Origin of the sequence: Pseudokineococcus marinus, from assembly GCF_013004605.1 — a bacterium.
Lineage (GTDB): Bacteria > Actinomycetota > Actinomycetes > Actinomycetales > Quadrisphaeraceae > Pseudokineococcus > Pseudokineococcus marinus.
Genome location: NZ_JABEMA010000001.1, coordinates 1 through 25,719, shown reverse-complemented (window position 1 = coordinate 25,719; position 25,719 = coordinate 1). Strand labels below are relative to the sequence as shown.

Annotated in this window: 25 protein-coding genes; 17 read left to right on the top strand and 8 right to left on the bottom strand. The window is 75.3% G+C overall.

From position 1 onward, the window contains the following. The first annotated feature begins 292 nt into the window (after window positions 1-292). The 7 genes from HLB09_RS00125 (at window position 293) to HLB09_RS00095 (ending at window position 7,468) form a co-directional block, all read left to right on the top strand. Window positions 293-712 (top strand): hypothetical protein, encoded by a 420-nt coding sequence (locus tag HLB09_RS00125; RefSeq protein ID WP_171201382.1) that lies wholly within the window; start codon window positions 293-295, stop codon window positions 710-712. A 62-nt stretch (window positions 713-774) separates the two neighbouring features. Next, window positions 775-3,087 carry a protein translocase subunit SecD gene (gene secD, locus HLB09_RS00120; RefSeq protein WP_171201381.1) on the top strand — a complete coding sequence of 771 codons (2,313 nt, stop codon included), beginning with the start codon at window positions 775-777 and terminating at the stop codon, window positions 3,085-3,087. A gap of 135 nt (window positions 3,088-3,222) precedes the next feature. Further along, window positions 3,223-4,302, top strand: coding sequence for a calcium:cation antiporter (locus HLB09_RS00115; protein WP_171201401.1), 1,080 nt, complete (start codon window positions 3,223-3,225; stop codon window positions 4,300-4,302). A 675-nt stretch (window positions 4,303-4,977) separates the two neighbouring features. Next, window positions 4,978-5,553 (top strand): recombinase family protein, encoded by a 576-nt coding sequence (locus tag HLB09_RS19610; protein WP_171201380.1) that lies wholly within the window; start codon window positions 4,978-4,980, stop codon window positions 5,551-5,553. Next, on the top strand, window positions 5,550-6,017 hold the full coding sequence (locus tag HLB09_RS00105) for a hypothetical protein (protein WP_171201379.1): 468 nt from the start codon (window positions 5,550-5,552) through the stop codon (window positions 6,015-6,017). Before HLB09_RS19610 ends, HLB09_RS00105 begins: the two co-directional genes overlap by 4 nt. Window positions 6,018-6,236: 219 nt before the next feature. After that, window positions 6,237-6,653, top strand: coding sequence for a hypothetical protein (locus HLB09_RS00100; protein WP_171201378.1), 417 nt, complete (start codon window positions 6,237-6,239; stop codon window positions 6,651-6,653). Then, a complete protein-coding gene (locus HLB09_RS00095; protein WP_171201377.1) occupies window positions 6,650-7,468 on the top strand; it encodes a hypothetical protein in 819 nt (272 codons plus the stop codon). The genes HLB09_RS00100 and HLB09_RS00095 overlap by 4 nt, the downstream gene beginning before the upstream one ends. 350 nt (window positions 7,469-7,818) lie before the next feature. On the opposite strand, the gene cysE is transcribed toward HLB09_RS00095, so the two are convergent. Together cysE and cysK are read right to left on the bottom strand one after the other, a co-directional pair. Next, window positions 7,819-8,370, bottom strand: a complete 552-nt coding sequence (gene cysE, locus HLB09_RS00090) for a serine O-acetyltransferase (RefSeq protein WP_212755616.1) — start codon at window positions 8,368-8,370, stop codon at window positions 7,819-7,821. Window positions 8,371-8,495: 125 nt separating this feature from the next. Continuing rightward, entirely contained in the window at window positions 8,496-9,425 is a 930-nt protein-coding gene (gene cysK, locus HLB09_RS00085) for a cysteine synthase A (protein ID WP_171201375.1), read from the bottom strand. A gap of 341 nt (window positions 9,426-9,766) precedes the next feature. Here cysK and HLB09_RS00080 point away from each other — a divergent pair, with 341 nt between their 5' ends. The 8 genes from HLB09_RS00080 (at window position 9,767) to HLB09_RS00045 (ending at window position 15,808) form a co-directional block, all read left to right on the top strand. Continuing rightward, window positions 9,767-10,612, top strand: coding sequence for an aldo/keto reductase (locus HLB09_RS00080; protein ID WP_322789959.1), 846 nt, complete (start codon window positions 9,767-9,769; stop codon window positions 10,610-10,612). 170 nt (window positions 10,613-10,782) lie between these two features. Further along, entirely contained in the window at window positions 10,783-11,379 is a 597-nt protein-coding gene (gene mobA / locus HLB09_RS00075; protein ID WP_171201373.1) for a molybdenum cofactor guanylyltransferase, read from the top strand. 179 nt (window positions 11,380-11,558) lie between these two features. Next, complete coding sequence (locus HLB09_RS00070) at window positions 11,559-12,140, top strand: hypothetical protein (RefSeq protein WP_171201372.1); 582 nt, start codon at window positions 11,559-11,561, stop codon at window positions 12,138-12,140. Further along, on the top strand, window positions 12,137-12,865 hold the full coding sequence (locus tag HLB09_RS19605; protein WP_171201371.1) for an OmpA family protein: 729 nt from the start codon (window positions 12,137-12,139) through the stop codon (window positions 12,863-12,865). Before HLB09_RS00070 ends, HLB09_RS19605 begins: the two co-directional genes overlap by 4 nt. Window positions 12,866-12,879: 14 nt before the next feature. Then, window positions 12,880-13,521: a hypothetical protein gene (locus tag HLB09_RS00060; protein ID WP_171201370.1), complete on the top strand. Its 642-nt coding sequence runs from the start codon at window positions 12,880-12,882 to the stop codon at window positions 13,519-13,521. A 54-nt stretch (window positions 13,522-13,575) separates the two neighbouring features. Further along, window positions 13,576-14,607, top strand: a complete 1,032-nt coding sequence (locus HLB09_RS00055) for an NAD(P)H-quinone oxidoreductase (protein WP_171201369.1) — start codon at window positions 13,576-13,578, stop codon at window positions 14,605-14,607. A gap of 13 nt (window positions 14,608-14,620) precedes the next feature. After that, entirely contained in the window at window positions 14,621-15,217 is a 597-nt protein-coding gene (locus HLB09_RS00050) for a bacterial proteasome activator family protein (RefSeq protein WP_281359137.1), read from the top strand. Between the two features lie 42 nt (window positions 15,218-15,259). Next, on the top strand, window positions 15,260-15,808 hold the full coding sequence (locus tag HLB09_RS00045; RefSeq protein ID WP_171201368.1) for a hypothetical protein: 549 nt from the start codon (window positions 15,260-15,262) through the stop codon (window positions 15,806-15,808). A gap of 146 nt (window positions 15,809-15,954) precedes the next feature. Here the strand turns inward: HLB09_RS00045 and HLB09_RS00040 are convergent, their stop codons facing one another. Together HLB09_RS00040 and HLB09_RS00035 are read right to left on the bottom strand one after the other, a co-directional pair. After that, on the bottom strand, window positions 15,955-16,167 hold the full coding sequence (locus HLB09_RS00040) for a hypothetical protein (RefSeq protein WP_171201367.1): 213 nt from the start codon (window positions 16,165-16,167) through the stop codon (window positions 15,955-15,957). Between the two features lie 221 nt (window positions 16,168-16,388). After that, on the bottom strand, window positions 16,389-17,219 hold the full coding sequence (locus HLB09_RS00035; RefSeq protein ID WP_171201399.1) for an HAD family hydrolase: 831 nt from the start codon (window positions 17,217-17,219) through the stop codon (window positions 16,389-16,391). Window positions 17,220-17,303: 84 nt separating this feature from the next. On the opposite strand from HLB09_RS00035, the gene HLB09_RS00030 reads away from it, so the two are divergent. Continuing rightward, entirely contained in the window at window positions 17,304-18,203 is a 900-nt protein-coding gene (locus HLB09_RS00030) for an SDR family oxidoreductase (protein WP_171201366.1), read from the top strand. Between the two features lie 265 nt (window positions 18,204-18,468). Here HLB09_RS00030 and HLB09_RS00025 read toward each other — a convergent pair whose 3' ends face one another. From HLB09_RS00025 to HLB09_RS00015, 3 genes are all read right to left on the bottom strand, one after another. Next, window positions 18,469-21,627 carry a fibronectin type III domain-containing protein gene (locus tag HLB09_RS00025; protein WP_171201365.1) on the bottom strand — a complete coding sequence of 1,053 codons (3,159 nt, stop codon included), beginning with the start codon at window positions 21,625-21,627 and terminating at the stop codon, window positions 18,469-18,471. 139 nt (window positions 21,628-21,766) lie between these two features. Continuing rightward, window positions 21,767-22,861, bottom strand: a complete 1,095-nt coding sequence (locus HLB09_RS00020) for a fatty acid desaturase family protein (protein WP_171201364.1) — start codon at window positions 22,859-22,861, stop codon at window positions 21,767-21,769. Between the two features lie 133 nt (window positions 22,862-22,994). After that, window positions 22,995-23,528, bottom strand: a complete 534-nt coding sequence (locus HLB09_RS00015; protein ID WP_171201363.1) for a hypothetical protein — start codon at window positions 23,526-23,528, stop codon at window positions 22,995-22,997. Window positions 23,529-23,869: 341 nt separating this feature from the next. On the opposite strand from HLB09_RS00015, the gene HLB09_RS00010 reads away from it, so the two are divergent. Then, window positions 23,870-24,619, top strand: a complete 750-nt coding sequence (locus HLB09_RS00010) for a TetR/AcrR family transcriptional regulator C-terminal domain-containing protein (protein WP_171201362.1) — start codon at window positions 23,870-23,872, stop codon at window positions 24,617-24,619. Window positions 24,620-24,661: 42 nt separating this feature from the next. Here the strand turns inward: HLB09_RS00010 and HLB09_RS00005 are convergent, their stop codons facing one another. Then, the gene (locus HLB09_RS00005) at window positions 24,662-25,483 is read right to left on the bottom strand and encodes an HAD family hydrolase (protein ID WP_171201361.1); all 822 of its coding nucleotides are present in this window, start codon (window positions 25,481-25,483) and stop codon (window positions 24,662-24,664) included. Window positions 25,484-25,719: the final 236 nt, after the last annotated feature.

Below are 25,719 nucleotides of genomic sequence, written 5' to 3'. Positions count from 1 at the left end.
GGGCAGTTGTCGGTCGAACGGGAGTCCGCCGGCTGACCCGATCGTGGCTGCGCGCAGCCTGCCGCCGCAGCCCTGCGGCTGCGCCACTTGGGATCGCTATCCGGTCACGTCGCCTGGTCGCCGCGGGTCGGCTGTCGCCGACTCGTACCGGAGTGCCAGGCGCTGAAGCGCGGGGTGGGCTGCCAGGCTGCTGCCCTGCACGGCCGAGAACTCGGACCTCGTCGTAGGCGCCAGGGCCGTCCGGAGGGGCCGTTAGCCTTGGGTGACGTCCGTGACGATGTGTGGAGGAAGCGTGCCCGTCCAGCACCTGCTGCGGCTGCGGCTGCTGGTGGTGCTGCTGGCTGTCGTGTGCGGGCTGGTGGCGTTGATGGGGACGTCGGTGTCCACCGCCGCAGCTCAGAGTGCAGTTGGGGTACCGGTCGTTGCCGCTTCGCCCGCGGTGGTCGTCGGTCAGGACGGCTCGCCGGCGCAGTCCGGCGATGGGGCGCAGGTCTTCTGCGAGGACGGGCATGTGGCCCTGTCCCCCGTGACGCATGTGGGCGCCCTCACCTTCACCGGTGTCGGGCTGTGGGCGGACCTGCCGATGAGGGCGGCCCTGCTGATGGCGGCTGCCACCGGGCCGCGTGGGCCGCCGCAGGCCACCGTGGGCGTCGCCGCTGTCGGCGCGGCGTCTGGTCCTGATACCCGGGCTCCGCCGGTCTCCTCCCGCTGATCTCTCTCCTGCGTGCCGTGGGCCCTGGGGAGGTTTCCCCAACCCCGGCCGGAGGGTCTCTGTTGAACCGTTCGTCGCTCGTGCGCGCCCTGATGTCCCTGGCCGCGCTGGTCGCGGCCACCGCGATCGTCCTGACCACCTCACCGACCTTGGGTCTGGACCTGCGCGGAGGGACGCAGGTCGTCCTGCAGACCCGCGACACAGCGACCGTGGAGGCGGACGCGGAAGCTACCGACCGGGTGCTGGAGGTCCTGCGCCGGCGGGTGGACGCCCTGGGTGTCGCCGAGCCGACCCTGGCCCGCTCCGGTGAGCAGCGGATCGTGGTGGAGCTGCCGGGTCTGCAGGAGCCGCAGGAAGCGGTCGAGGTGATCGGCCGCACCGCCCAGCTCAGCTTTCACCCGGTCTTGAGCGACCCAGCCGCTGCTCCGGACACTGTGCAGGGCGCCCCGACGCCGGCTGAAGGCGCCCCGAGCGTCGACGAGAGCGGTGCACCGGTGGCCTTGGGGCCCGCGGCGCTGACCGGGGAGGGCGTTGAGGCCGCCTCGGCGGGAATCGACCCGCAGGGCACTTCCGGGTGGTTCGTGGGCGTCGACTTCGGTGAAGGAGCCCAGGCGTGGGAGGCGTTGACCGGGCAGGCGGCGTGCGCCCCGCTCGGAAATCCCGCCCGGCGGGTCGCGATCGTGCTGGACGAGGAGGTCATCTCCTCCCCGCAGGTCAACGTCGACGTCGCCTGCGAGGTGGGGATCCAGGGCGGCAGCACCCAGATCACGGGGTCCTTCACCCAGCAGGAGGCCCAGGACCTGGCTGCCCTGGTCGAGGGCGGCGCGCTGCCGGTGCCGGTCGAGGTGATCGAGCAGCGCACCGTGGGGCCCACCCTGGGGGCCAGCGCGATCGAGGCCAGCATGACCGCGGTCGCGCTCGGGCTGGCCGCGACCGCGGTGTTCATCACCGTCGTCTACCGGCTGGTGGGGCTGCTGGCCGTCATCGCCCTGACCTGTTACGCCCTAATCTCCTACGCGGCGCTCCTCACCCTGGGCGCCACCATCACCCTGCCCGGGCTCGCGGGATTCGTCCTGGCCGTGGGGATGGCCGTCGACGCCAACGTGCTGGTCTACGAACGAGCCCGCGAGGAGTACACGATCGGCGCCCGCAGCGGCCGCCGTACCCTGCGCGCCGCGCTCGTGCACGGCTTCCGCAAGGCGTTCTCGGCGATCGCCGACTCCAACATCACCACGCTGCTGTCGGCGGGGCTGCTGTTCTTCCTCGCCTCGGGCCCGGTCCGCGGTTTCGGGGTCACCCTGGGCGTCGGGGTGGTGGTCTCGATGTTCTCCGCCCTGGTCATGACCCGGGTCCTGACCGAGGTCGCTCTGGCCCGCCCGAGCATCGCCCACCGCCCCCGGGTCAGCGGTATCGCCTCCATCGGGCGGGTTCGGAGCCACCTCAGCTCCCGGGACCAGGACTGGCTGCGCCGCCCCGCCCTGTGGCTGATCCCGGCCCTGGCCGTGACCGGGGCCCTGCTCGCCGGGGTCGCCGTGCGGGGCCTGGAGCTGGGCGTGGAGTTCACCGGCGGGCGCAGCATCGAGTACGCCCTGCAGGCGGCGGTACCCGTCGAGACCGCCCGTGACGCCGTCGCCGGCGCCGGCTTCCCCCAGGCCGTGGTGCAAGAGGCCGGTGACGGCGACGTCCGGGTCCGCCTCGCGCCCATCACCGACACCGAGCAGCAGCAGATCCGCGACGGGCTCGCCGGTGTCGCCGGCCAGGCCACGGTCGTCAGCGACGAGCTGATCGGCCCGACCTTGGGCGAGGAGCTGCGCCGCAACGCCCTGATCGCCCTCGGGGTGGCCCTGGCAGCCCAGCTGGCCTACCTCGCCGTCCGCTTCCGGTGGGTCTTCAGCGCCGGCGCCGTCGCAGCCCTGGGCTGCAACGTGGCCGTCGTCGTCGGCTTCTTCGCCTGGACCGGGCGCACCCTGGACGGGGTCTTCCTCGCCGCCGTCCTGACCGTCATCGGGTACACCGTCAACGACTCCGTCGTCGTCTTCGACCGGGTCCGCGAGACCTGGGCCCGGCGCCGCGAGGAATCTTTCGCCCGGGTCTGCGGGTCTGCCGTCCTGGCGACTCTGCCCCGCACGGTCAACACCGGCGCCAGCACCCTTTTCGTGCTCATCGCCCTCCTGGTCCTCGGCGGGGACTCGCTGTCCGACTTCGCCACCGCCCTCATCCTCGGCGTGGTCGCCGGGACCGTCTCCACCGCCGTCGTCGCCGCCCCGGTCACCGTCCTGGCCCACCGTCGGTGGCCTACGCCACCACCCGCCGCGACCATCACCGCACGAGCCCCGACGGCCCGAGGGCCCCTCCAGAGCGGAGCAGTGGTCTGAGATGCCCCCTGCCAGCATCCCCACGTCGACGAGGTCCAACGACCCCACGAGCCGGGCAGCCCGTCCCAGGAGGACCACGTGAGCACCTCACCCGCCCACGGCGACCCGACATCACCGCCGCGGCACCGGCACGTCGTGCAGTTGTGGCCGGTCCTGGTGCCCGTACTGGCTGTCGTGGTCCTCGCGGCGACGTGGGGCCGCGAACTCGGGCCCGTCCCGGTCGTGCTCGTCGCAGCCGTGCTGGCCAGCTCGGTCCTGGCCGCCGTCCACCACGCCGAGGTCGTCGCGCACAGGGTCGGCGAACCCTTCGGCTCCCTGGTCCTGGCCGTGGCCGTGACCGTCATCGAGGTCGCACTCATCATCACCCTGATGATTTCCGGCGGGCCTGAGACCCAGACCCTGGCCCGCGACACCGTCTTCGCCGCCGTGATGATCACCACCAACGGCATCGTCGGTCTGTCCCTGCTCGTGGGCGCCCGGCGCTACGGCATCACGCTCTTCAACGCCGAAGGCGCCGGCGCCGCCCTGGCAACGATCGCGGCACTGGCGACCTTGACCCTGGTGCTGCCCAACTTCACCTCCGCGCTATCCGGCCCGGAGTTCTCCCCCGCTCAGCTGGCCTTCGCCGCGGTGGCCTCCCTGTCCCTGTACACGATGTTCGTCTTCACCCAGACCGTGCGCCACCGCGACTTCTTCCTCCCGGTCACCACCGCCGCGACCACCCGCGAAGACGCCGAGACCCACGCCGACCCACCCACCGGGCGGGCCGCTGCCCAGAGCCTGGCCCTGCTGCTGGTGTCCCTGGTCGCCGTCGTCGGCCTGGCCAAGATCGAGACCCCGGCCATCGAGGCGGCCGTCAACGCCGTGGGACTGCCGCTCGCCTTCGTCGGCATCGTCATCGCCCTGCTGGTCCTGCTGCCCGAGACCCTGGCCGCCCTCCGGGCAGCCCGCCGAGACCGCATCCAGATCAGCCTGAACCTCGCCTTCGGATCAGCCATGGCCAGCATCGGCCTGACGATCCCCACCATCGCCGTCGCCTCCATCTGGCTCCAAGGACCCCTGGTCCTAGGTCTGGGGTCTACCCAGATCGTCATGCTCGCCCTGACCGTCGTCGTCGGCGTCCTGACCGTCGTCCCCGGCCGGGCCACCCGCCTCCAAGGAGGCGTCCACCTCGTCCTCCTCGCAGCCTTCCTCTTCTGGGCCATCGCCCCTTAGTCGTGACCGCTGCCTCGGACGGCGCGTGCCGATGCCACGTGGCCGCCCCAGCAGACGACCGCCTGCTGGAGCAGCTGCGGGCCCCGACGCCGGCGCCCGCGTCCTCTCCCTCGGCTATCCCACATCGGATCGCCACCCGGTCAGCGTCCCGCTGTCGATCGCTAACCGGACAGCGTCCCGCTGTCGATTGGATGTGGGACAGCCCTAGGGGATTACTGTCCCCGACGTCGGTATCGGATCGCCATGGTGATGCCCACGGTAAGACTCACGGCGATTGCGATGATGGCGACCGGCAGCGGAACGCTAAGCCCTTCGTCGTACATATGTCCTCCATGAGCTTGGGGCCGGGGGGCGACGCCCAGCGCGGTAAGCGTCTGGCCCTTAGGTCAAGCAGTCAATCGTGGTTCATGCACCAAGTCGACGCCGCTCCCACCCAAGCGATGAGAAGCCAACCCCATGCGGACACCCGCGAGGATGCACCGACGCCTCAGCGGTTGGCCGACCGCCCGAACCGTGTAGCCAGCTCACACGACCGAGACCGTCCCAGCAGTCGACCGTCTACCGGCACACCACTCCCCCGCCGGCCCGTCGAGCCGCCGCCTCGACACCGGGCGTCCCGATAGACCCGTCCGCATTGAAATCCCGCACAGGGGCGTCATACGACACACTCGTGCCGTGACCGGACTCAAGATCGGCTACGCCCGGGTCTCGACCACCGGCCAGGACCTCACCGCCCAGCGCAACGCCCTGCAGGCCCTCGGCGTCGAGCCCGACCGGATTTACGTCGACCACGGCCTAACCGGCACCAGCCGCGCCCGCCCCGGCCTGCGCGAGGCCCTGGCCGCCTGCCGCGCCGGTGACACTCTCGTGGTCACCAAGCTCGACCGCCTCGCCCGGTCCCTGCCCGATGCCCGCGACATCGCCGACGAGCTCACGACTCGTCAGGTCAAGCTCGCCCTCGGCTCCTCCGAGCACGACCCCACCGACCCCGTCGGCAGGCTGCTGTTCAACGTCCTGGCGATGATCGCCGAATTCGAGGCCGACCTCATCAAGATGCGCACCCGCGAGGGCCTAGCCGTCGCCCGCGCCGCCGGGCGCTTGCGCGGCCGCAAGCCCAAGCTCAACCCGCGCCAGGAAGCACACCTCGTCGACCTCCACCGCAGCGGCACCAGAACCGCCACAGACCTCGCCGAGCTGTTCGGCGTCGGCCGCTCCACCGTTTACCGCGCCCTCGAGCGGGCTCGAGCATGAGCACCGGCGCGCAAGTCGTGCGGCTCGGTGCGTGGTGCGACGTCGACGACTTCACCTGGCGCAAGCGCACCGAGGGCCGCCTGATCGCCACCATGGACTTCGACGTCCACGAGTACGCCGTCCTCGACGACGACCGCCGTCTGACCCTGCGCACCGATCGGGGCTGGGGCCGCGCCCTGTCGGTCCTCGGTGACAGGTCCACGTCACGGAACCCGTGGGACCACCTCACCGAGGACGACGTCCGCCGCAGCATCTTCATCGCCATGATGCCGGACGACCTCGCCGATGACGCCGAGCCAGATGACGCCCACCCGTTCGGTCACCTCGCCCAGCTGCTCGTCGACCACGGCGTGCACACCACCACCCAGGCGCTGCGAGCCCTCCCCTACGACGTCGAGCTCGGCCCGCGCCTACGCGCGCACTTCGTCCACGACGCAGCGCCCCGGTTTCCCGCGACCGACTGAGCCGTCGGCTGGAGGCCCACAGGTTGCAGAGACAGACCCCGGCACCAGCCAGCAAGATCGCCCCATGCCGGTCACCGGTGGCTGCGACCGCTGCCAGCACCCCTGGGCGTTGCATCCCGGGATCGTCGCGTCGGTCGCGGCGTGCGTGGAGTGCGTCTGGGAAGAGGACCACGACCTGAGGCGGGACGTCTGCCGCAGGTCTAGCGATCGGAGTCCGCGATGAGCATGGCTGGACCGGGAGCCATCCGCGGGGCAGTGGCGGCCGCCGCCTTGGTCCTCGCCGTGGTGACGCTGCCGATACTCCTGACCTCTGACCCGACCTTCGCGCCGGTGACACTGCCCTTCGTGGCCCTGGCCAGCCTCCTGGGCGCCATCTGCGGCACCATCGCCGGGCGTCTGCTGGACAGCGGCCGGACGTGGCGCACCGCGGCGGCCGTTTCTGGCGCGACCGCGATGGTCGCCGTGGTCGCCGTCACGGTCCTGATCAGCGACGGTCGCCTGTTCACCGACCTCACGGGCTTCCTCGTGCTGGCGGCCCTGCTCGCCGGCGGCGCCGTGGTCGTGGCCGTCTGGCAGTCCTGGGCGATGGCCCGCCGCCAGGACCGCCGCCCGGTCCGGCCCCGGACGCAGACATGACGACGCCCGGTCCCAACTGGAGCCCCCACACCGATCTCGGGGACTGGCTCGCCTCACGCCTGACGGACTGGATCGGGGCCGACGCGACGGTGGTCACGTCCCTCGTGCCGGGCGAGTACGAGGCCTACGCCCGGGTCCTGCACCCCGTCGAGGCCAGCTCCCACGGGCAGCCGTCGACGACGTGGGCGGAGGTCTGCGCGGCCACCGGCCGCACGGCGCACCCGCTGATGCAGTGGCAGGTGATCAGCGGCACCCGCCACACCCGCCGGACCACGACCCGCGACTGGCAGGACGGCGAGCCCGAAGCGGGCACCCTCGAGCCGACGGCCCTGGCCGCGACCCTGGACGTCCTCAGCGGCTGGACCGCCCCCGGCGCCGAGTGCGTCATGGCGCTGTGGGACGGCTACGGCTGGGTCGACGGCCGCGGCGCCGCGCTCTACGGCCCCGCCGGGACCGTCGAGCTCGCGCCGGCCTACCCCCGCGACGTCCTCGACGGCCCGCGCCTGCACCTGCCCGGACGGGAGTACCTGCTCTTCACCGGACCGCTGGCCTCGGCAGGCCACCTCGGTCGACGCGTTCCCGCCCTGGTCACCGGCGACGAGGGCACGTGGCTGTGGCGCCAGTCCCCCAACCTGCTGTGGCCCTCCGACCACTCCTGGTGCCTGGCCACCGAGGTCGACCTCGACTCCACCGTGGTTGGCGGTCCCGCCGCTCTCGTCGACGCCCTCCTCGCCTCCCCCGCGCTCGAGGCGCACGCCGTCCCACCCGACGGCGACCTCAGCTTCGCCGGCGACCACGTCAACCCCTCTCCCTGACGACGGCGTCCACAACCCCTCCGCCGGGGCTATTGCGACAGCACCCGGTCGGACACGAGTTCTGGACGCCGACACGCCGAGCGGCCCGACCGCGGCCACGGCTGTCGCTCAAAGCATCGAATACGACTCTCGACACCTCGGTGCGAGGATCCCTACAAGAATGGCGATCGGACGATTTCCAGGACCACCGAGGCGGGCTCTCGCGATTTCCAGGCGAGGTTGATGGTCGGCGATCGCTTCGCGGGCGATGTCGCTGACGCGACGGGCGGCGGGATCGACGCCGGACAGGACGAGCCGTCCCGGCCCGACCCGCGACGGCGGCCGGACGACGCGACGAGTCGGTGGGCCTGTCAGATCCAGATGGCCGGGTCGACGTCGTCGTGGGCCGCGGCCGCGGGCGCCCGCTCGACGACACGCCCGGGGACGCCGACGACCACGGCACCGGCCGGGACGTCGCGCACGACGACGGCGTTGGCGCCGACCTGCGCACCGGCCCCGACGGTGATGGCGCCGAGCACCCGGGCGCCGGCGCCGACGGTCACGCCGTCCTCCAGCGTGGGGTGGCGCTTGCCGCGCTCCAGGCTGCGCCCGCCGAGGTTGACGCCGTTGTACATCATCACGTCGTCGCCGATCACCGCCGTCTCCCCGATGACCACACCCATCCCGTGGTCGATGAAGAAGCGCCGGCCGATCGTCGCGCCGGGGTGGATCTCCACGCCCGTCGCGGAGCGCGACACGTGCGAGAGCAGGCGCGCCGCGAGCCGGCTGCCGGGCCGCTGCCACAGGCGGTGGGAGAGCCGGTGCACCCAGACGGCGTGGAGCCCGGGGTAGGCCAGCAGCAGCTCGGCGCGGCCGCGGGCGGCCGGGTCGCGCCGGGCGGCCGTCGCGAGGTCCTCGCGCAGCCGCTCGCGCCAGGTGAGGCGGTCGTCCGGGACGTGCGGCGCCGGGGCGGGGGCGCCCTGGACGCCGGCGACCGCCGGGGCGCGGCGGGCGCCCCGGCGGTCGGAGGTCGTCGTCACGGGGCGGCTCACTCCATGAGGTCGGAGTAGAGGATGGTGGACAGGTAGCGCTCGCCGAAGGACGGGATGATCACGACGATGGTCTTGCCCTCCATCTCGGGGCGCTTGGCCACCTCGACGGCGGCGTAGAGCGCCGAGCCGGAGGAGATGCCGGCGAGGACGCCCTCCTCCGCGGCGGCGCGGCGGGCCCAGCGCACCGAGGTCTCCGCGTCGACGTCGACGACCTCGTCGTAGACGTCGGTGTCGAGGATGCCGGGCACGAAGTTGGCGCCGATGCCCTGGATCTTGTGCGGCCCGGGCTGGCCGCCGTTGAGGATCGGCGACTCGGCCGGCTCCACGCCGACGACCCGCAGGCCCGGCTTGCGCGCCTTGAGGACCTGGCCGATGCCGGTGATGGTGCCGCCCGTGCCGATGCCCGCGACGACGACGTCGACCTCGCCGTCGGTGTCCTTCCAGATCTCCTCGGCGGTGGTCTGCCGGTGGATCTCGGGGTTGGCCTCGTTCTCGAACTGGCGCGCGAGCACCGAGCCGTCCTCGGCCGCCAGCTCCTCGGCCTTGGCGACGGCGCCGCGCATGCCCTCGCTGCCGGGCGTCAGCACGAGCTCGGCGCCGTAGGCGCGCAGCAGGGCGCGGCGCTCCTTCGACATGGTCTCGGGCATGGCCAGCACGACCTGGTAGCCGCGGGCCGCCCCCGTCATGGCCAGTGCGATGCCGGTGTTGCCGCTGGTCGCCTCGACGATCCGCCCGCCCGGCTTGAGCTCGCCCGAGCGCTCGGCGGCGTCGACCATCGCGATGCCGATGCGGTCCTTGACGCTGCTCGAGGGGTTGTAGAACTCGAGCTTGGCCGCCACGGTCGCGCGGGCGCCGTCGGTGATGCGGTTGAGGCGCACGAGCGGCGTGCCGCCCACGAGCTTCGTGACGTCGTCGTAGATGGGCACCGGGTCGCTCCTCGGGCAGGTGGGGGTCAGGTGCCGTCCCGATGCTTCCCGACCGGGACGGTGCTGCTCGGTGGATCCCAACGCACGAGGGCGCGGACGACGTCCCCGGGACGCCGCTCGTCTCACGTGCTGGGACACCCCTCGCCCGGTCGGGGGGCGCGGGAACACCGCTGGGCGGGGGCTGTTGGGGCGGGGGTGCGCCGGTCACGGCGCGGTCACGGCGCGGCTGGCCCTCGACGGGCCGGACCGCCCCGGCTGCGCCAGGCTCGACCGGCAGCCTGCGCCCGGCCGCTGCGCCGGCGCGCGGGAGACGAGCACGACGAGCGAGAAGGAGCACCCCTGTGGCTGTCCCCACCATCACGCTGAACGACGGGCGCGCCATCCCCCAGCTGGGCTTCGGCGTCTTCCAGATCGAGCCGGAGAACACCGAGCAGGCCGTCCTCACCGCCTTCGAGGCGGGCTACCGCCACATCGACACGGCGGAGATGTACGGCAACGAGAAGGAGGTCGGCGCGGCCGTCGCGTCCTCCGACCTCGACCGCTCGGACGTGTGGATCACGAGCAAGCTCAACAACGGCTTCCACCGCCCGGACGACGCGGAGCGGGCGATGGACCAGACCCTCGCCGACCTCGGCACCGACCACGTGGACCTCTTCCTCATCCACTGGCCGCTGCCGACGCAGTACGACGGCGACTACGTGTCGACGTGGAAGGCGCTGGAGAAGTTCAAGGCCGACGGCCGCGCCCGCTCCATCGGCGTGTCGAACTTCCAGGTCGACCACCTCGAGCGGCTCGCCCGCGAGTGCGACGTCGTGCCCGCGGTCAACCAGATCGAGGTGCACCCGTACTTCACCAACGAGGCGGTGCGCGCCTACGGCAGCGAGCACGGCATCGCGACCGAGGCCTGGTCGCCGATCGCGCAGGGCGGGGTCCTCAAGGACCCGGTCATCAGCGAGATCGCCGAGCGCGTGGGCAAGAGCACCGCGCAGGTGACGCTCGCGTGGCACATCGCCCGCGGCGACATCATCTTCCCGAAGTCGGTGACGCCCGAGCGCGTGCGCGCCAACTTCGACATCTTCGACGTCGGCCTCACGGAGGAGGACGTCCGCCGCATCACCGCCCTCGACAAGGGCGAGGACGGCCGCACGGGCCCGAACCCCGACACGTTCGACATGATCCCGAGCTGACGACCGGGTGAGGTCCCGGGCGGCGCGCCGCCCGGGACGACCTGTTCGTCGCTCGTGACCGTGCGCGGTCACGAGCGACGAGCAGGTCCGGCAGCACGACGACGAGGGCGGGACCGCACGCGCGGTCCCGCCCTCGTCCGCGTCCACGCCCCCTCGGGCAGGCTGGGCGGGTGCAGGCAGGGGTGGGCGTCGTCGTCCTCGCGGGAGGCGCGTCGCGGCGCTTCGGCGCCGACAAGCTCGCCGCCGACCTCGGCGGACGCCCGGTGCTGGCCCGGTGCCTCGACGGCGTCGTCGCGGCGCTGGAGGGGGCGCCGGTCGTCGTCGTCGGCCCGCCGTCCCGGCGCGACGGGGTGGGCGGGGCGGACGTCGTCCTCGAGGACCCGCCCGGGTCCGGCCCGGCGGCGGGCGTCCTCGCGGGCGCGCGCCACCTGGCCCGCACCGCGGCCCCGGACGTCGTCGCCGTCGTCCCGGGGGACGCCCCGTGGGCGGGCGAGGCCCTGCCGCTCCTCCTCGCCGCCCTGGACGACCCGATGGCGGACGCCGCGGTGGCCGTCACCCCCGACGGACGCCGCCAGCACCTCCTCCTCGCCGTCCGCGCCACGCACCTGACCGCCCTCGACGCGCCGGCGCTCCTCGGGGCGCCCGCACGGGCCCTGGTCCACGGCCTTCGCGTGGTGGAGGTGCGGGTGGGCGAGGCGTCCGCCCTGGACGTCGACGACGCCTCCGCCCTCGAGCTCGCGCGGGAGCACCTCCTCGGCGACGCGTGACCAGCCACCGGCTGGAGGAGCCTCGTCCCCGGGCGGGTGACGACCCGTGACGGCCGACTCCGCCGACCGCCCTCCGCCACTACGCTCCAGCCCGCCGCCGCCGGTCCGCCGCTGCGGGCACCACACCGCTGCAGGACCGCTCGCACCACCGCCTGTGACACCGCTTGGGGGGCTCCACCGTGCGTCGAACCGCGCCCGTCCTCGTCCGCGCCGCGGCGGTCGCCGTCCTGGCGCCCACCGTGCTCGGCCTCACCGGCTGCGGCCTGCTCTCCCGGGACGCCGAGGGCGGGGGGACGTCGTCGGCGGCGCAGGAGCAGGGCTCGGGCGGGTCCGAGGTGTCGAGCTCGGGCGGGGAGTCCGTCGTCGGCGAGGTGGCCGCCGACGTCCAGGACCGCCACCCGCAGGGCCACCTGCTGACCGCGAGCGCCGTGCAGGTGCGCGACCGGTCGATCGCCGTGGAGATCGCGCTCGTCAACGGCAGCACGCGCGAGATCCAGATGAACAGCAACCGCCTGCACCTCCTCGACGACGTCGGCAACGCCTACGAGTTCTCCCCGCCGACCCAGAACGAGGACCTCCGGGTGGCGCCCGGGGCCGAGCTCTCCGGCACGCTCGTCTTCCTCGGCGTCCTCGACCCGTCGGCCACCTCGCTGACGATGCTCGCCAACGTGAACGACCCCGAGCAGGCGGTGGACCTCGAGGACAGGGACAACCAGGGCAGCTACCCCGAGCTCGTCCTCGACGGCCTCCCCCTCCCGTGACGCGTCCCGGACGGGGAGGGCGGCGCGCCGCCGTCGTGGGAGCGGCCCTGCCCGCCCTCCTCGTGCTGTCCCTCTCCGGCTGCGGCCTGCTGGGCGGCGACGACCCGGAGCCGGCGGGGGGCGCCCCCGCGCCCGGCGGCTCCGAGGTCGAGGTGTCCGAGCCGGAGGGCTCCACCCCCCGCTCGTCCGTCACGACCGCGCCCGCCGACCCGGGGAGCGAGGTGTCCGTCGTGGACGAGCTGCCGGAGACGACGCTCGTGGACGGCGCCAGCGTCGGCGACACCTCCGTGGAGGTGCGGGTCGCCGAGCTCCTCGGCTCGCTGGACACCCGCGAGGCGCAGGGCGGGGAGACGGTCGTCGTCCTCGCCGAGCAGATCCTCTTCGACTTCGACGCCGCCGAGCTGCGCCCGGGCTCGGAGGCGACGCTCCAGCAGGTCGTCGAGCTGCTCTCCCTCAGCGACGACCCCGACGTCGCCGTCGTCGGCCACACGGACGGCCGCGGGACGCCGGAGTACAACCAGGACCTCTCCGAGCGACGGGCGCAGGCCGTGGTGGCCGCGCTCGTCGAGCTCGGCGCCGACCCCGCGCGCCTGCAGCCCGAGGGCCGCGGCCAGACCCAGCCCGTCGCGCAGGAGACCACGGCGGACGGCGCCGACGACCCCGAGGGCCGCGCGGCCAACCGCCGCGTCGAGGTCCTCGTCGACGACCTCCCCGGCCAGGACTGACGCAGGAGACGCCCGTGCGACGCCCACGACCCGCCCTCCCCCTCCCGCTCGCCGTCGGGGCCGCGCTCCTGCTGGGCGCCTGCTCCGGCGGCGGCGAGCAGGAGGCCCAGGCCCCCGCTCCGGCGCCGTCGACGACCGCCGCGACCCCCGCCGCGACGCCGTCCTCGTCCACGCCGTCCTCGTCGGCGACGCCGTCCTCGTCCGCGACGCCCTCGGCGTCGTCGTCGGACTCGCCCGGGGCGGACGACGCGGGGGCCCAGGACCTCTCCGGCCTCGCGCTGGAGGACCGCCACCCCAACGGGACCCTGCTGCAGGTGACGTCCGTGGCCGTCGAGCGCACCGGGCTGGTCGTCGGCGTGTCCGTGGTCAACGGCCACACCGACCCGATCCGCCTCAACAGCCGGGGCCTGTTCCTCGTGGACGACCAGGGCAACGGCTACAACTTCCGCGAGCCCGAGCAGAACGGGGACCTCGAGGTCGAGCCCGGGGCCGAGCTCGTCGGCGAGTTGGTCTTCCTCGGCGTCCTCGACCCGAGCGCCACCGAGCTCACCCTGAAGACCAACGTCTTCGAGGCCGACCAGAGCATCGACACCACCTCCCGCGCCGACTACGACACCGCGCCCTCGATGCTCGTCCCCGGCATCCCCGTCGGCTGAGCGGGGGCCGCGCCGCAAGTGTGGCCGTCCGGCCCCCGTGCGAGGGTGGCGGACGTGCGAGCAGCCGTCGTCCGCGAGCCCGGTGGGCCCGACGCCATCGAGGTCACCGAGGTCCCCGACCCCTCGCCCGGCCCCGGCGAGGTCGTCGTCGAGGTGGCCGCCGCCGGCGTCAACCGGGCCGACGTCATGCAGCGCCAGGGCCACTACCCGCCGCCGCCCGGCGAGCCCGAGACCCTCGGCCTGGAGTGCTCGGGCACCGTCGCCGAGCTCGGCGAGGGCGTCGAGGGGTGGTCCGTCGGCGACGAGGTGTGCGCGCTGCTCGCGGGAGGTGGCTACGCCGAGCGCGTCGTCGTCCCCGCCGGGCAGCTGCTGCCCGTCCCGCGGGACGTCTCCCTCGTCGACGCGGCCGCGCTGCCGGAGGTGGCCTGCACCGTCTGGTCCAACGTCTTCATCTCCGCGGGCCTCCGCGAGGGCGAGCTGCTCCTCGTGCACGGCGGCGGCAGCGGCATCGGCACCTTCGCCGTCCAGCTGGCCCGGGCCTGGGGGGCGCGCGTGGCCGTGACGGCGGGCAGCGCCCGCAAGCTCGACGCGTGCCGCGAGCTCGGCGCCGAGGTGCTCGTGGACTACACGCAGCAGGACTTCGTCGAGGAGGTCCGTGCCGCCACCGACGGCCGCGGCGCCGACGTCGTCCTCGACGTCGTGGGCGCGACGTACCTCGAGCGCAACGTCGCGGTGCTCGCCCCGAACGGGCGCCTCGTCGTCATCGGCATGCAGGGCGGCCGGCGCGCCGAGCTCGACCTCGGGGCGCTGCTGGCCAAGCGCGCCGCCGTGATGGCGACGTCGCTGCGGGCCCGGCCTCGCGAGGAGAAGGCCGCGATCGTCGCCTCGGTCCGCGAGCACGTGTGGCCCCTCGTCGAGGAGGGGCGGGTGCGCCCCGTCGTCCACCAGCGCATGCCGCTGGAGGACGCCGCCCGCGCGCACGCCGTGCTCGAGGAGTACTCGCACATCGGCAAGGTGCTGCTGCTGGCCCGCCCGGGCGCCGCCGGCGGCGCCCTCGACGACCACGACCTCGGGAGCACCTCATGAGCGGAGGCAGGGCATGACCCAGGGACCGCAGGACGGCCAGGGGCAGCGCCCCGGCCCCGACCAGCAGGCGCAGGACCAGCAGCCCGTCGTCGTCATGACGCAGCAGGGCATGGGCGTCGCCGGCGGCGACGCGCCCAACCCGGCCGAGCAGGTCGAGCGGCCCGACAAGGTCATGCGCATCGGCAGCATGGTCAAGCAGCTGCTCGACGAGGTGCGCAGCGCACCGCTCGACGACAAGGGCCGCGCGCGCCTCGCGGAGGTGCACCAGCGCTCCCTCGCCGAGCTGGAGGACGGGCTGGCCCCCGACCTCGTCGAGGAGCTGCGGCGGATCTCACTGCCGTTCTCCCCCGACGAGGCGCCCAGCGACGCCGAGCTCCGCATCGCCCAGGCCCAGCTCGTCGGCTGGCTGGAAGGCCTCTTCCACGGCATCCAGACCGCCGTCTTCGCCCAGCAGATGGCGGCGCGGGCGCAGCTCGAGCAGATGCGCCGCGCCCTGCCGGGCGGCCAGCAGGGCGGCCAGGGCGCCGGTCCCGGCGGGCCCGTGGCACCGGTGGCGCAGGGGCAGCCGGGCGTCCAGCCCGGCCAGCCGGGCACCGGCCAGTACCTCTGACGACGCCGGACGGACCCGCGTGACGGCCGGCGGGCGACGCGCATGACAGCCGGGGAGCGCACGGCGCCCTGGTGGGGGCGCCTCGCGCCCGGGCTGCTCCGGCGCCGGGACGAGCGCGCCCTCGAGGCCGCGCTCGGCGAGGGCGTGTGGCGACGGGCCCACGACCGCGTGCACCGCTCCGTCGACCGGTACCACCAGGTCCTCGACGGCGTGGCCGCCGACGCCGCCGACGACCCAGGGTCCCGTGTCGCCGAGGCGCTGGCGGGCACGGGCGCGGAGCTCGTCGCCGTCCTCGACGGGGTCCGCTCCCTCGCGCTGGCGGCGCAGCGGGCCGCCCCGAGCGGGGGGCTCGACGTCCCGGCGGTGCCCGCGTCCGCCGGGCTCCCCGACGAGCTGCACCGGAGGCTCTCGCGTGTCGGCACGGCCGTCGCCACCGCCGCGGAGGCCGCCACGATGGCGCGGGTCAGCCTGCGCGGCGCGCGTCCCGACGTCGCCCTCGAGCGAGCGGGGGCCGCCGCCCGCGCGGCTGCGACGGCGCGCCGTCACCTCGGCACGGACCAGACCCCGCCGTCGAGAGACGGCGGGGCCTGACCCGAGGCAGGACTGGGCGGCCCCCGGGATATCGCCCCCCCTGGGGGCGACGTGTGGCCATGTCGCCCTCTACGCCGCCCCTGTCGGGGCGACGTGTGGCCATGTCGCCCTCAGGGCGAGCCGAGACCGAGGGCGGCGCGGGTGCGTCAGCGGGCGGCGCCGTCGTCGTCGCGCTGCGCGTAGTAGCGCCCGGGCTCGCCGCGACGGCGCAGCCCGTCGCCGACGTCCTCGCCGACGCGCCCCGTGGTGCGGCGCGGGTCGTCGGGCAGCTCGCGGTGGTCCGCGGGCCCGTAGAAGAAGGTGAGGGCGCCGAGCGCCCGGTCGCGAAGCCTGGGCCTCGCGGGTCCCGTCGTGGTCATGGTGGCCTCCATCGCGCGTCCGGCGGGGTGCGTGCCGCGGCGCGTCGAGCCGGTGCGGCACGCCGGGCCGGCGGGAGCAGGGCCGGGCTCCCAGTGGAGCACCGCCCACCGGGGGCTGCCACCGGTCGCCCGGGGCACCCACCCCCGGACCGGCTCTCACCGGGCCAGGTCCCGCCGGGCCGGGGTCGAGCGGCGCACCGGGTCGAGCGGCGCGCTCGCGGTCAGACCCCGAGGAGCTCCTCGACCACGCGGGCGACGCCGTCCTCCGCGCACGGCGGCGCCGTCGCGGCGGCCGCGGCCACCGCCTCGGGGTGACCGCCCGCCATCGCGTAGCCGCGGCCGGCCCAGCGGAGCATCTCGACGTCGTTGGGCATGTCGCCGAACGCGACGACGTCCTCGCGGGCGACGCCGAGGGACGCCGCGTGGGCGGCGAGCGCGACCGCCTTGCTGACGCCGACGGCGCTCACCTCGATGAGCGGGCTCTCCGGGCTCGAGTGCGTCGGGTGCGCGAGGCCGCCGAGCTCCTCCCGCGCCACCGCGAGCAGCTCCTCCGAGGTGCCGGCCTCCCGGCGGACGAGGACCTTGAGGACGACGGGGTCGGGGTCGAGCAGCGCGGGCAGGTCGCCGACCTCGACCTCCCGGCCGCCGTCGAAGCGCACGACGTAGCCCGGCTCGCGCCGGAAGCCGGCGAGCGTCTCGAGCGCCACGGCGAGGCCGTCGAGCCGGCGCCGGAGGCGGGCCACCGCCTCGAGCGCGTCCGCGGGGGCGAGCCCGGTGGCGGACAGGACGCGGCGCCCACCGGCGTCGTAGACGACGGCGCCGTTGGCGCAGATGGCCGTGCCCGTGTGCCCGGTCTGCTCGGCCACCGGGTCCAGCCACACGACGGGGCGCCCGGTGACGAAGACGACGTGGACGCCCGCCGCCCGGCAGGCCGAGATCATCGCCAGGGTCCGCGGCGACGCGAGGCCGCCCGGACCCAGCAGGGTCCCGTCGAGGTCGCTGGCGACCAGACGGACCCGACCGGTGGCCACCGGCCCTGAGCCCTCGTCCATCGCCACGGCCGCATCCTGCCCTGCGCCCGCGGGTGCGCCGCCGCCCGGGTCGCCGGAGGGCGACCGGGCGTCCAGGCTGGAGGGATGACGCAGACCACCCAGAACACCTTCCGGGACCCCACCACGGCCTACCCACAGCCCGAGCAGCCCCAGCAGGACCAGGCGGCCCCGGGCCTCGCCCGCGAGATGGGCCCGAAGCCCGACCACGGCGAGGACACCTACGTCGGCTACGGCCGCCTCACCGACCGCGTCGCCGTCGTCACCGGCGCCGACTCGGGCATCGGCCGCGCCGCCGCCATCGCCTACGCCCGCGAGGGCGCCGACGTCGTGCTGTCCTACCTGCCGTCGGAGGAGGAGGACGCGCAGGAGGTCGTCCGCCTCGTCGAGGCCGCCGGCCGGCGCGCCGTGACCGTCCCGGGCGACCTGTCGCAGGAGGCGGCGAACACCGAGCTCGTCGAGCGCGCCGTCGCCGAGCTGGGCCGCATCGACGTCCTCACCGTCGTCGCGGGCAAGCAGACGGCGGTCGACGACATCGCCGACCTCACGACCGAGCAGTTCGACGAGACCTTCCGCACCAACGTGCACGCGCTGTTCTGGGTGACGAAGGCCGCTGTGCCGCACATGGAGCCGGGCTCCAGCATCATCACGACGTCGTCGGTGCAGGCCTACCAGCCCTCGCCGAATCTCCTCGACTACGCGCCGACGAAGGCCGCGATCAACGCCTACACGAAGGCGCTCGCGGGGCAGCTGGCGCCCAAGGGCATCCGGGTCAACGCCGTGGCGCCGGGGCCGTTCTGGACCCCGCTGCAGGTCTCGGGCGGCCAGCCGCCGGAGGCGCGGCCGGAGTTCGGCGCGCAGACGCCGCTCGCGCGCGCCGGCCAGCCGGCCGAGCTCGCCGCGGCCTACGTGCACCTCGCGTGCCCCGAGTCGAGCTACACCACGGGCTCGACGTACTCGAGCACGGGCGGCATGCCCACGCCCTGAGCCCTCCGCCAGCAGCACGGCGCGCCGGTCGACCCTCGCGGGTCGACCGGCGCCGTCGTCTCCGCACTCCGTCGACAGATCGACGTCCCCGGCGCCCCTCTCCCGCACGTCGTCGACGACGTGCCCCTCAGGGGCGCTCTCTCGCGGCGATGTGTCGACGAGGTGCCCTGGGAAGCGCCCCTCACAGGGCGTTCTGACGACGACGTGCCCCGAGGGGGGCCTCCGCACGGCGTCGTGACGACGACGGGCCCTCCCACGAGCCAGGTCACCCGACGACGGCGCCGGCCTCGCCCCGCGCGAGGTCGCGGCCGTAGACGTCGAGCAGGCCGTTGGCGTCGCCGTCGACGAGCGGCAGCACCGTGCCGACGAGCACCCGGTCGGCGCCGAGGACGAGCACGCGGCCGTACTCGGCCGGCGTGACCGAGCCCGACGTCGAGGGCGCCACCGAGCCGTCCGCCCGAGAGGTGACGAGGCGCAGCTCGCCGGTGGCGAGGTCGCGCCGGTAGTGGTCGGTGCGGCGGTTGCCGTCCTCGGCCAGCAGGGGCGCCGCCGTCGCGACGAAGCCGTACCGCCCCGTCGGGTCGAGCCCGAGCTGGTGCTCCCAGGCCGCCGTCTGGCCGGTGCCGAGCGGCGCGAGCCCACCGGTGACGAGGTCCTTGCGGTAGGCGAGGCCGGTCGACCACGACGTCGTGGGCGCCGCCGGCTTGGCCGCCGTGCTGAAGGCGACGTAGCGGCCGTCGTCGCTCACGGCGACGTCGCCCGTGTCGCGGAAGACCGAGACCTCGACGGGCGTCGACCCGGCCCGCGGCACGGTGGACGCCACGAGCAGCTCGCCCGTCACGAGGTCCTTGCGCACGAGGACGAGCGGGCGCCCCGAGGCCTGCGCGGGGAAGACGGCGTACCGGCCGTCGGGGGTCACCTCGAGCGCCGGGCCCGTGGCGCGCAGCGGCGTCTCACCGCCGGTCGACGACGTCGACACGCGCCGCACCTCACCCGTCGTCAGGTCCTTGGCGAAGACGTCGGCGACGCCGTTGCGGTCGTCGGGGACGAGGTCGGGGCGGGCGGACAGGAAGAGCACCGTCGAGCCGTCCGCCGTCATGGCCAGGCCCGGGCTCCTCGCGTGGACCGAGGAGCCGGTCGGCAGCAGCACGCCGGCCGTCGAGGACGACGCGCCGCCGGCGGCCGGGGCGCTGACGAGCGCCCACTCGCCCGTCCGCAGGTCGAGGCGGTAGGCGTCGAGGAGGTTGTTGCGGTCCTCCGGGACGAGGCGCGTGGTCGTCGAGAGGGCCAGGTAGCGGCCGTCCTCCGAGAGCACGACGGCGCTCGCGTTGGTGCTGTCCGTCGAGGACGAGCCCCACGACGCCGGCAGCGGCGCCACGCGCCGGCTCGTGCCGCGGGCGCGGTCGAGCAGGTGCAGCTCGGGGGCGGCGTTCGTGTCGCCCGCCTCGAGCCGCGCGGCGGTGCTGACGACGACCCAGCGACCGTCGCGCGTGGCCGCCAGCCCGGCGCCCGTGGCCGTCCCCGAGCCCTCGGCCGGCGGGACGAGGGGCAGGTACGGCGGCACGGACGACGGCACGCCGACCCGCACGACGGCGCTCACCGCCGACGGGCTGCCCGCCCCGTCGACGGCCACGACCACGACCTCGACCTCCGCGCCCTCCGCGAGCCCGGTGAGGAGGACCTCGGTCGCCCCCGGCACGAGGGCCACGAGCTCGCCGTCGACGAGGACCCGGTGCTCCACGACGTCGTCCTCGACGGGCGCGGCCCACGAGACGGCGACCTCCCCGGGCCGGTCGCCGGGGACGGCCACGACCCCCGACGGCGCGGACGGCGGGAGGTCCCTGGGCGTCGCGCGGACGGCGGCGTGCGCGGCGGAGACGTTGCCGGCGGCGTCGACGGCCAGGACGACGACCGAGCGCTCGACGCCGGGCTGGAGACCGTCGAGGCGGGCGCGCAGCGGCGACCCGGCGGGCACCTCCGCGGCGAGGACGCCGTCGAGCACGACGCGGTAGGCCACCGCGTCGCCCACGGGCGACCAGGTGACCTCGAGGGCCCGGTCGAGCTCGATGACGGCGACGCCCTCGACGGCCGCGGGCGGGACGTCGTCGTGCGGGGTGACGGCGACGGGCGCGCTGGGCGTCGAGCGGTTGCCCGCGCGGTCGACCGCGACCACGCGGTAGGTCACCTCGACGTCGTTGGCGAGGTCGGTCAGCCGCACCGCGGTCGCGGGCGCGTCGACGCGGGCGACGACGACGCCGTCCGCGTCGAGCACCTCGTAGCCGGCGAGCGCGCGGTCGGTCACGGGCTCCCACGACAGCTGCGCGGAGCGGTCGCCGGGACGCGCGACCACGCCGTCGACGGCGCCGGGCGGGGTGAGGTCGAGCGGCACGACCTCGACCTCGGGCGAGGAGGCGCCCGAGGCGTTGCCGTGCCCGTCGACCGCGACGAGCGCGTAGCGGTACGGGCGACCGACCTCGAGCCCCGTCGCCGTCCACGACGTCGTGCCGGCCGGCAGCACCGCGACGACGACGCCGTCCTGCAGCACGCGCACGGCCGCGAGGTCGACGTCGGTCCCCGGGTCCCACGTCAGGGCGGCGCTCTCGTCGCCCGCGACCCCGCGCAGCCCGGTGGGCACCGCCGGCGCGGTGAGGTCGGTCGGGGTCGCGCTGACCACGGGCGACGACGCCGCGGAGCGGTTGCCGGCCGCGTCGACGGCGACGAGGGAGTAGCGGTAGGTCCGGTCGTTGACGAGCCCGGTGTCGGTCCAGCTGGTCACCGCGGCGGGCAGGACGGTGACGCGGACGCCGTCGCGCAGCACCTCCACGGCCGTCCGGTCCGTGTCGGACGCCGCGTGCCAGGCCAGGGACACCTGGGCGTCGCCGCGGACGGCGACGAGCCCGGTCGGCACCGGCGGCGGCGCGTCGTCGACCGGCACGCCCGTCACGGCCGCGGAGCGCATGGACTCGAGGCCGTTCGTGCCGCGCGCGCTCACGGCGACCGAGTACTGCCGGCCGTTGACGAGGCCGCTGAGCCGTGTCGTGGTCGTGCCCGCCGGCACCGTGGCGGCGAGGGTCCCGTCGAGGAAGACGCGGTACTCCCGCAAGGCGCTGCCGGTGGTGACGGCGTCCCACCGGACGACGAGGGCGCGGTCGGTCGGCGTGAGCGCCACCCCGCGCGGCATCCCCGGGGGGAAGAGGACCTCTCCGAGGACCGGCTCGGCGTCGTCGAGGCGGACCACCGGCGCCGCGCCCGGGCTCTGCTCGCCCCCGACCAGCGAGGGGGCCAGCGCCGGCACGAGCACCGCCGCGGCGGTGGCGAGCGCGACGGCGACCGCCGCCAGCAGGGAGCGGACGGCGAGCCGCCGGGCGGTCGCGTCCGCGCCGTCCGGGGTGCTGACGCTGGTGAGGGCGCGGTGGAGAGGCACGCCGGTGCATCGGGCACCGCGCCCGCCGGCACGAGCCCCGCCGTGGCCGCGCCCGCCGTCGACCACCCGGACGGCGCCCCGATCCGTCGGGGGCGGGTCCGTCGGCGGCGGGTCCGTCGGCAGCGGGTCGGTGCGCGGATCAGCGCAGCTGCGCGGCCAGCGGGCAGGTGGTGGCGCCGCGGGCGGCCAGACCCACGCGGTCGAGGTGGGTCACCACCGCTCGGTAGGCGCCCCACAGCGTCGTCTCCGTGTAGAGGACGCCCTGCTCGGCGCAGTAGGCCCGCACCAGGGGCTGGGCCCGGCGGAGGTTCGGCCTCGGCATGCTCGGGAAGAGGTGGTGCTCGACCTGGAGCTCGAGCCCGCCCATCACGGTGCGGACGAGCGCCCCGCCGCGCACGTTCCGCGACATGAGCACCTGGCGCCGCAGGAAGTCGACCTTCGCGCCCCTCGCGACGACCGGCATCCCGACGTGGTTGGGCGCGAAGGCGCCGCCCATGCTGACGCCGAAGACGGCGAGGTGGACCGCCAGGAAGGCCGCCGCCTTGCCCGGCGAGAGGAGGAGCAGCAGCACGGACAGGTAGGCCCCCCAGTGCCCGGCGATCATGGCGACGTCGACCCAGCGCCCCCGGACGGACCGGCCGCGGAGGAGCCTCGTGGCGCTGGCGACGTGCAGGTTGACCCCCTCGAGCAGCAGCAGGGGGAAGAAGAGCCACCCCTGGTGGCGCGTGAGCCACCTCAGGGCGCCGCGGCGGGACTCCGCCGCCTCCACGGTGAAGGACAGCGCCCCCGGCTCGACGTCGCCGTCGACGCCGAGCTGGTTGGGGGCCTGGTGGTGACGCGTGTGCTTGCCCGTCCACCAGCCGTAGCTCAGCCCCGCGACGAGGCTGGCGAAGACCCGCCCCGCCCACTCGTTGGCGCGAGGGGACGCGAAGATCTGGCGGTGCGCCCCGTCGTGCCCCAGGAAGGCGCACTGCGTGACGACGAGGGCCAGGGCGGCGGCCAGGAGCAGGACCCACCAGCTGTGGCCGACCAGCACCACGCCGGTGGCCACGGCGCCGAGCGCGAGCGCGGCGGCGGCCATGCGGGGCCAGTAGTACCCGCGGCGGCGGGACATCAGCCCCGCCTCGCGGACCCGGCGCGCCAGCTCGGTGTAGGTGCTCACCTGCCGGTCGCGGTGCCGCAGCGCCCGCGGCGGGGTCAGCGCGGCACCGGTGGGGATCACGACGTCGTCCATGGCAGCAGCTCGGCTCTCGGTCCGGGGAGCACCCGGCGCGCGGAGGTCCCGCGCCACCGGTCGGTCACGCCCGGCGCACCGGGCTCGACGGCGCCGGTGCTGACGTCAGCGGACGTCGGCACCGGCCGGGACGTCAGCGGACGTCGGCGCCGTGCTCGTAGTCGGTCTGGTCGTGGTCGTCGCCCTCGATCTCCTTGGCGAGCAGCCCGGAGCCGAGGGCCCACAGCGCCGCCCCGACGATGGCCACGTAGACGCCGATCTGCGCGGACAGGTCGTCACCGCGCTCGAGGCCGCCCATGGGGTTGAAGGAGAAGGCGATCGCCTGCACGGTCACCGCGAGGGCGACGGCCATGGAGACGAGGGTCAGACCCCGGTGCTGGCCGTGGTCGGAGCGCCCGCGGGCGTAGACCATCGCGAGGAGCAGCCCGAGGCCGAGGTAGGCCATGAAGGGGACGAGGGAGTCGGTCTCGTAGCCCGTGCGACGGGGCTCCTCGTCGGCGCCCAGCCCCACCCAGTTCATGAAGGGGGCGATGTTGAGGACGACGACGCCGACGGCGGCGACGCCCAGGCCGGCGGCCGAGGCCTTGCGGGGGGAGCTGGGCGCGGGGTGGGCGCTGCGGGGCGCGGTGCCGGAGGCGGCGCGGGGGCGGGGAGCGGTGCCAGACATGAGCAAGTCCTTGTCGGTCGGGCGAGGCGGTGACCGCATCGCCGGTGGGCTGCGGCGTCGCGGGGCGTGGAGCCGGTCGCGCGACGACGGAGCGGGTGGGGGGCGCGCGGCGCGCGCCACCGGCGCGCGGGCCCGGGGCCCGCAGCAGGTGGTGGGAGATCGAGCGGACGCTCGGGGCGACCTCGACGGTCGACGGCCCGGGGCGGCTCTGCAGCGCATCTACGGCGTCGTCTACATCGTAGGCTGCTACGACGACGCTAGGACGGCGCCCGACGGCGCGCAACAGGGAGCGCTCGCGGTGCCCTCGCGACCGTCCCCGACGACGACGACGAGGAGCCGCTGTGCGCACGGCCGACGAGGGCTCGACGGACGACAGCGGCAGGGACGGTGCGAGCACGCCCGGCACCGGGCGCCGGCGGGCCGCCGCACCGCGAGGCCGGGGGCGCATCGACCGCGACCAGGTCCTGCGCGCCGCCCTGGCCGTGGTCGACGCCGAGGGGCTCGACGCGCTGACCATGCGACGGCTGGGCGCCGAGCTGCGGTGCGACCCGATGACGATCTACCGGTACACGCCCACGCGGGACGCGCTGCTCGACGGCGTCGCCGAGCTCGTGGTCGAGCAGCTGCCGCCGCTCGGGGAGGAGGGGGGTGAGGACTGGCAGGTGGAGCTGCGGGCGTCCGCGCACGCCTTCCGCTCCCTCGCCCTGGCCCACCGCCACGTCGCGCCGCTGCTCATCACCCGACCGCTCTCCACGCCGATCGGGCTGCGCCCGCTGGGCACCCTGCGGCCGCTGGAGCGCACCCTGGCGCTGCTCGAGGGAGCCGGCTTCGCCCCGGCCGACGCCCTGCACGTCTACCGCGCCTTCACGTCCTTCGTCGCCGGCCACGTCCTCACCGAGCTGCAGGAGCTCGTCGCCGACCCCGAGGAGGCCGAGGACTTCCTGCGCCTGGGCCTGCACCGCCTCCCGCTCGGCCAGTTCCCCCGCACCCGCGCGCTGGCCGGCGCCCTGGCCCGCTACGACGGTGCCGCGGAGCTGGACCAGGGCCTGGACGTGCTGCTGTCCGGGCTGCGCGCCCACCTGCTCGGCTGACACCGGCCGGGCGACGCCGGCCGGCCCGCGGCGCGGGGCGGGTCAGCGCGGCAGCGTCGCGAGCACGGCGGCGGCGCCGTCCTCGAGCACCGAGCCGGTGACCTCGTCGGCCGCCTCCCTCACCTCGGCGGGCGCCTGGCCCATGGCGACGCCGCGGGCGGCCCAGCGGAGCATCTCGAGGTCGTTGCGCCCGTCGCCCATGGCGAGGGTGTGCGCGCGGTCGACGCCGAGCCGCTCGCGCACGACCTCCAGGGCGCTGGCCTTGCTCACGCCCTCGGGCGCGAGGTCCAGCCACGCCGTCCAGCCGACGGAGTAGTTGACGCCCTTCATGCCGAGGCGCGAGGTGATCTCGAGGAAGTCCTCGGGCGTGTGCTCGGGGCTGCGGACGACGACGCGCGAGGCGGGCGCGTGGAGCAGCTCCTCGAAGGGCACCTGCGTGATGCGGCCCGTGAGCTCGTGCTCCGGGAAGCGACCGGCCACCTTGAAGCCGACGCCGACGTCCTCGACGGCGAAGGCCGCTCCGGGCAGGTCCTCGACGAGCAGCCGCAGCACGGGGGCGGGGTCGAAGGTCACGACGTCGGTGAGCTCGTGGCCACCCGGCAGCTCGGGGTCCACCTTCACCGTGACGGCCCCGTTGCTGCACACCATCGGCGACACGTAGGGCTTCGCGGCGGCGTCGCCGGAGCCGGTCAGGCCGAGCCAGCCGAGCACCGGGAAGGCGCTGTCGAGCGAGCGCCCCGTCGCCACGACGACGTGGTGGCCCGCGGCGACGACGTCCTGGACGGCGTCGCGGACGGCCGGCGACAGCACCTCGTCGTGGTCGATGAGGGTGCCGTCGACGTCCAGGGCCACGAGCCAGCGCATGCTGCGACAGTACGTCGGCGCCCGTCGCGTCCGCGGGGGCCGTCCGGGTGGGGCGCCGCGCACCGCCGAGCCGTCGCCGCCGGGCCACCCCGCCGCCACGCGCCCGTCGCCGGTCGGCCACCTGCGGGCGGTGGGGTCGCGCGCATGCCGACCCGCTCCCCCTCCCGCCGCCGCACCCTCGCCGTCCTCGCCTGCGGCGCGGCCGCCGGCCCGCTCCTCCTCGGGGTCCCGGCGGC

Coding starts and splice junctions, on each gene's coding strand:
- HLB09_RS00105 (WP_171201379.1), top strand. CDS start 5,550: ATGAGCACCGGCGCGCAAGTCGTGCGGCTCGGTGCGTGGTGCGACGTC.
- HLB09_RS00100 (WP_171201378.1), top strand. CDS start 6,237: ATGAGCATGGCTGGACCGGGAGCCATCCGCGGGGCAGTGGCGGCCGCC.
- HLB09_RS00095 (WP_171201377.1), top strand. CDS start 6,650: ATGACGACGCCCGGTCCCAACTGGAGCCCCCACACCGATCTCGGGGAC.
- HLB09_RS00050 (WP_281359137.1), top strand. CDS start 14,621: ATGACCCAGGGACCGCAGGACGGCCAGGGGCAGCGCCCCGGCCCCGAC.
- HLB09_RS00045 (WP_171201368.1), top strand. CDS start 15,260: ATGACAGCCGGGGAGCGCACGGCGCCCTGGTGGGGGCGCCTCGCGCCC.
- HLB09_RS00040 (WP_171201367.1), bottom strand. CDS start 16,167: ATGACCACGACGGGACCCGCGAGGCCCAGGCTTCGCGACCGGGCGCTC.
- HLB09_RS00035 (WP_171201399.1), bottom strand. CDS start 17,219: ATGGACGAGGGCTCAGGGCCGGTGGCCACCGGTCGGGTCCGTCTGGTC.
- HLB09_RS00030 (WP_171201366.1), top strand. CDS start 17,304: ATGACGCAGACCACCCAGAACACCTTCCGGGACCCCACCACGGCCTAC.
- HLB09_RS00020 (WP_171201364.1), bottom strand. CDS start 22,861: ATGGACGACGTCGTGATCCCCACCGGTGCCGCGCTGACCCCGCCGCGG.
- HLB09_RS00015 (WP_171201363.1), bottom strand. CDS start 23,528: ATGTCTGGCACCGCTCCCCGCCCCCGCGCCGCCTCCGGCACCGCGCCC.
- HLB09_RS00005 (WP_171201361.1), bottom strand. CDS start 25,483: ATGCGCTGGCTCGTGGCCCTGGACGTCGACGGCACCCTCATCGACCAC.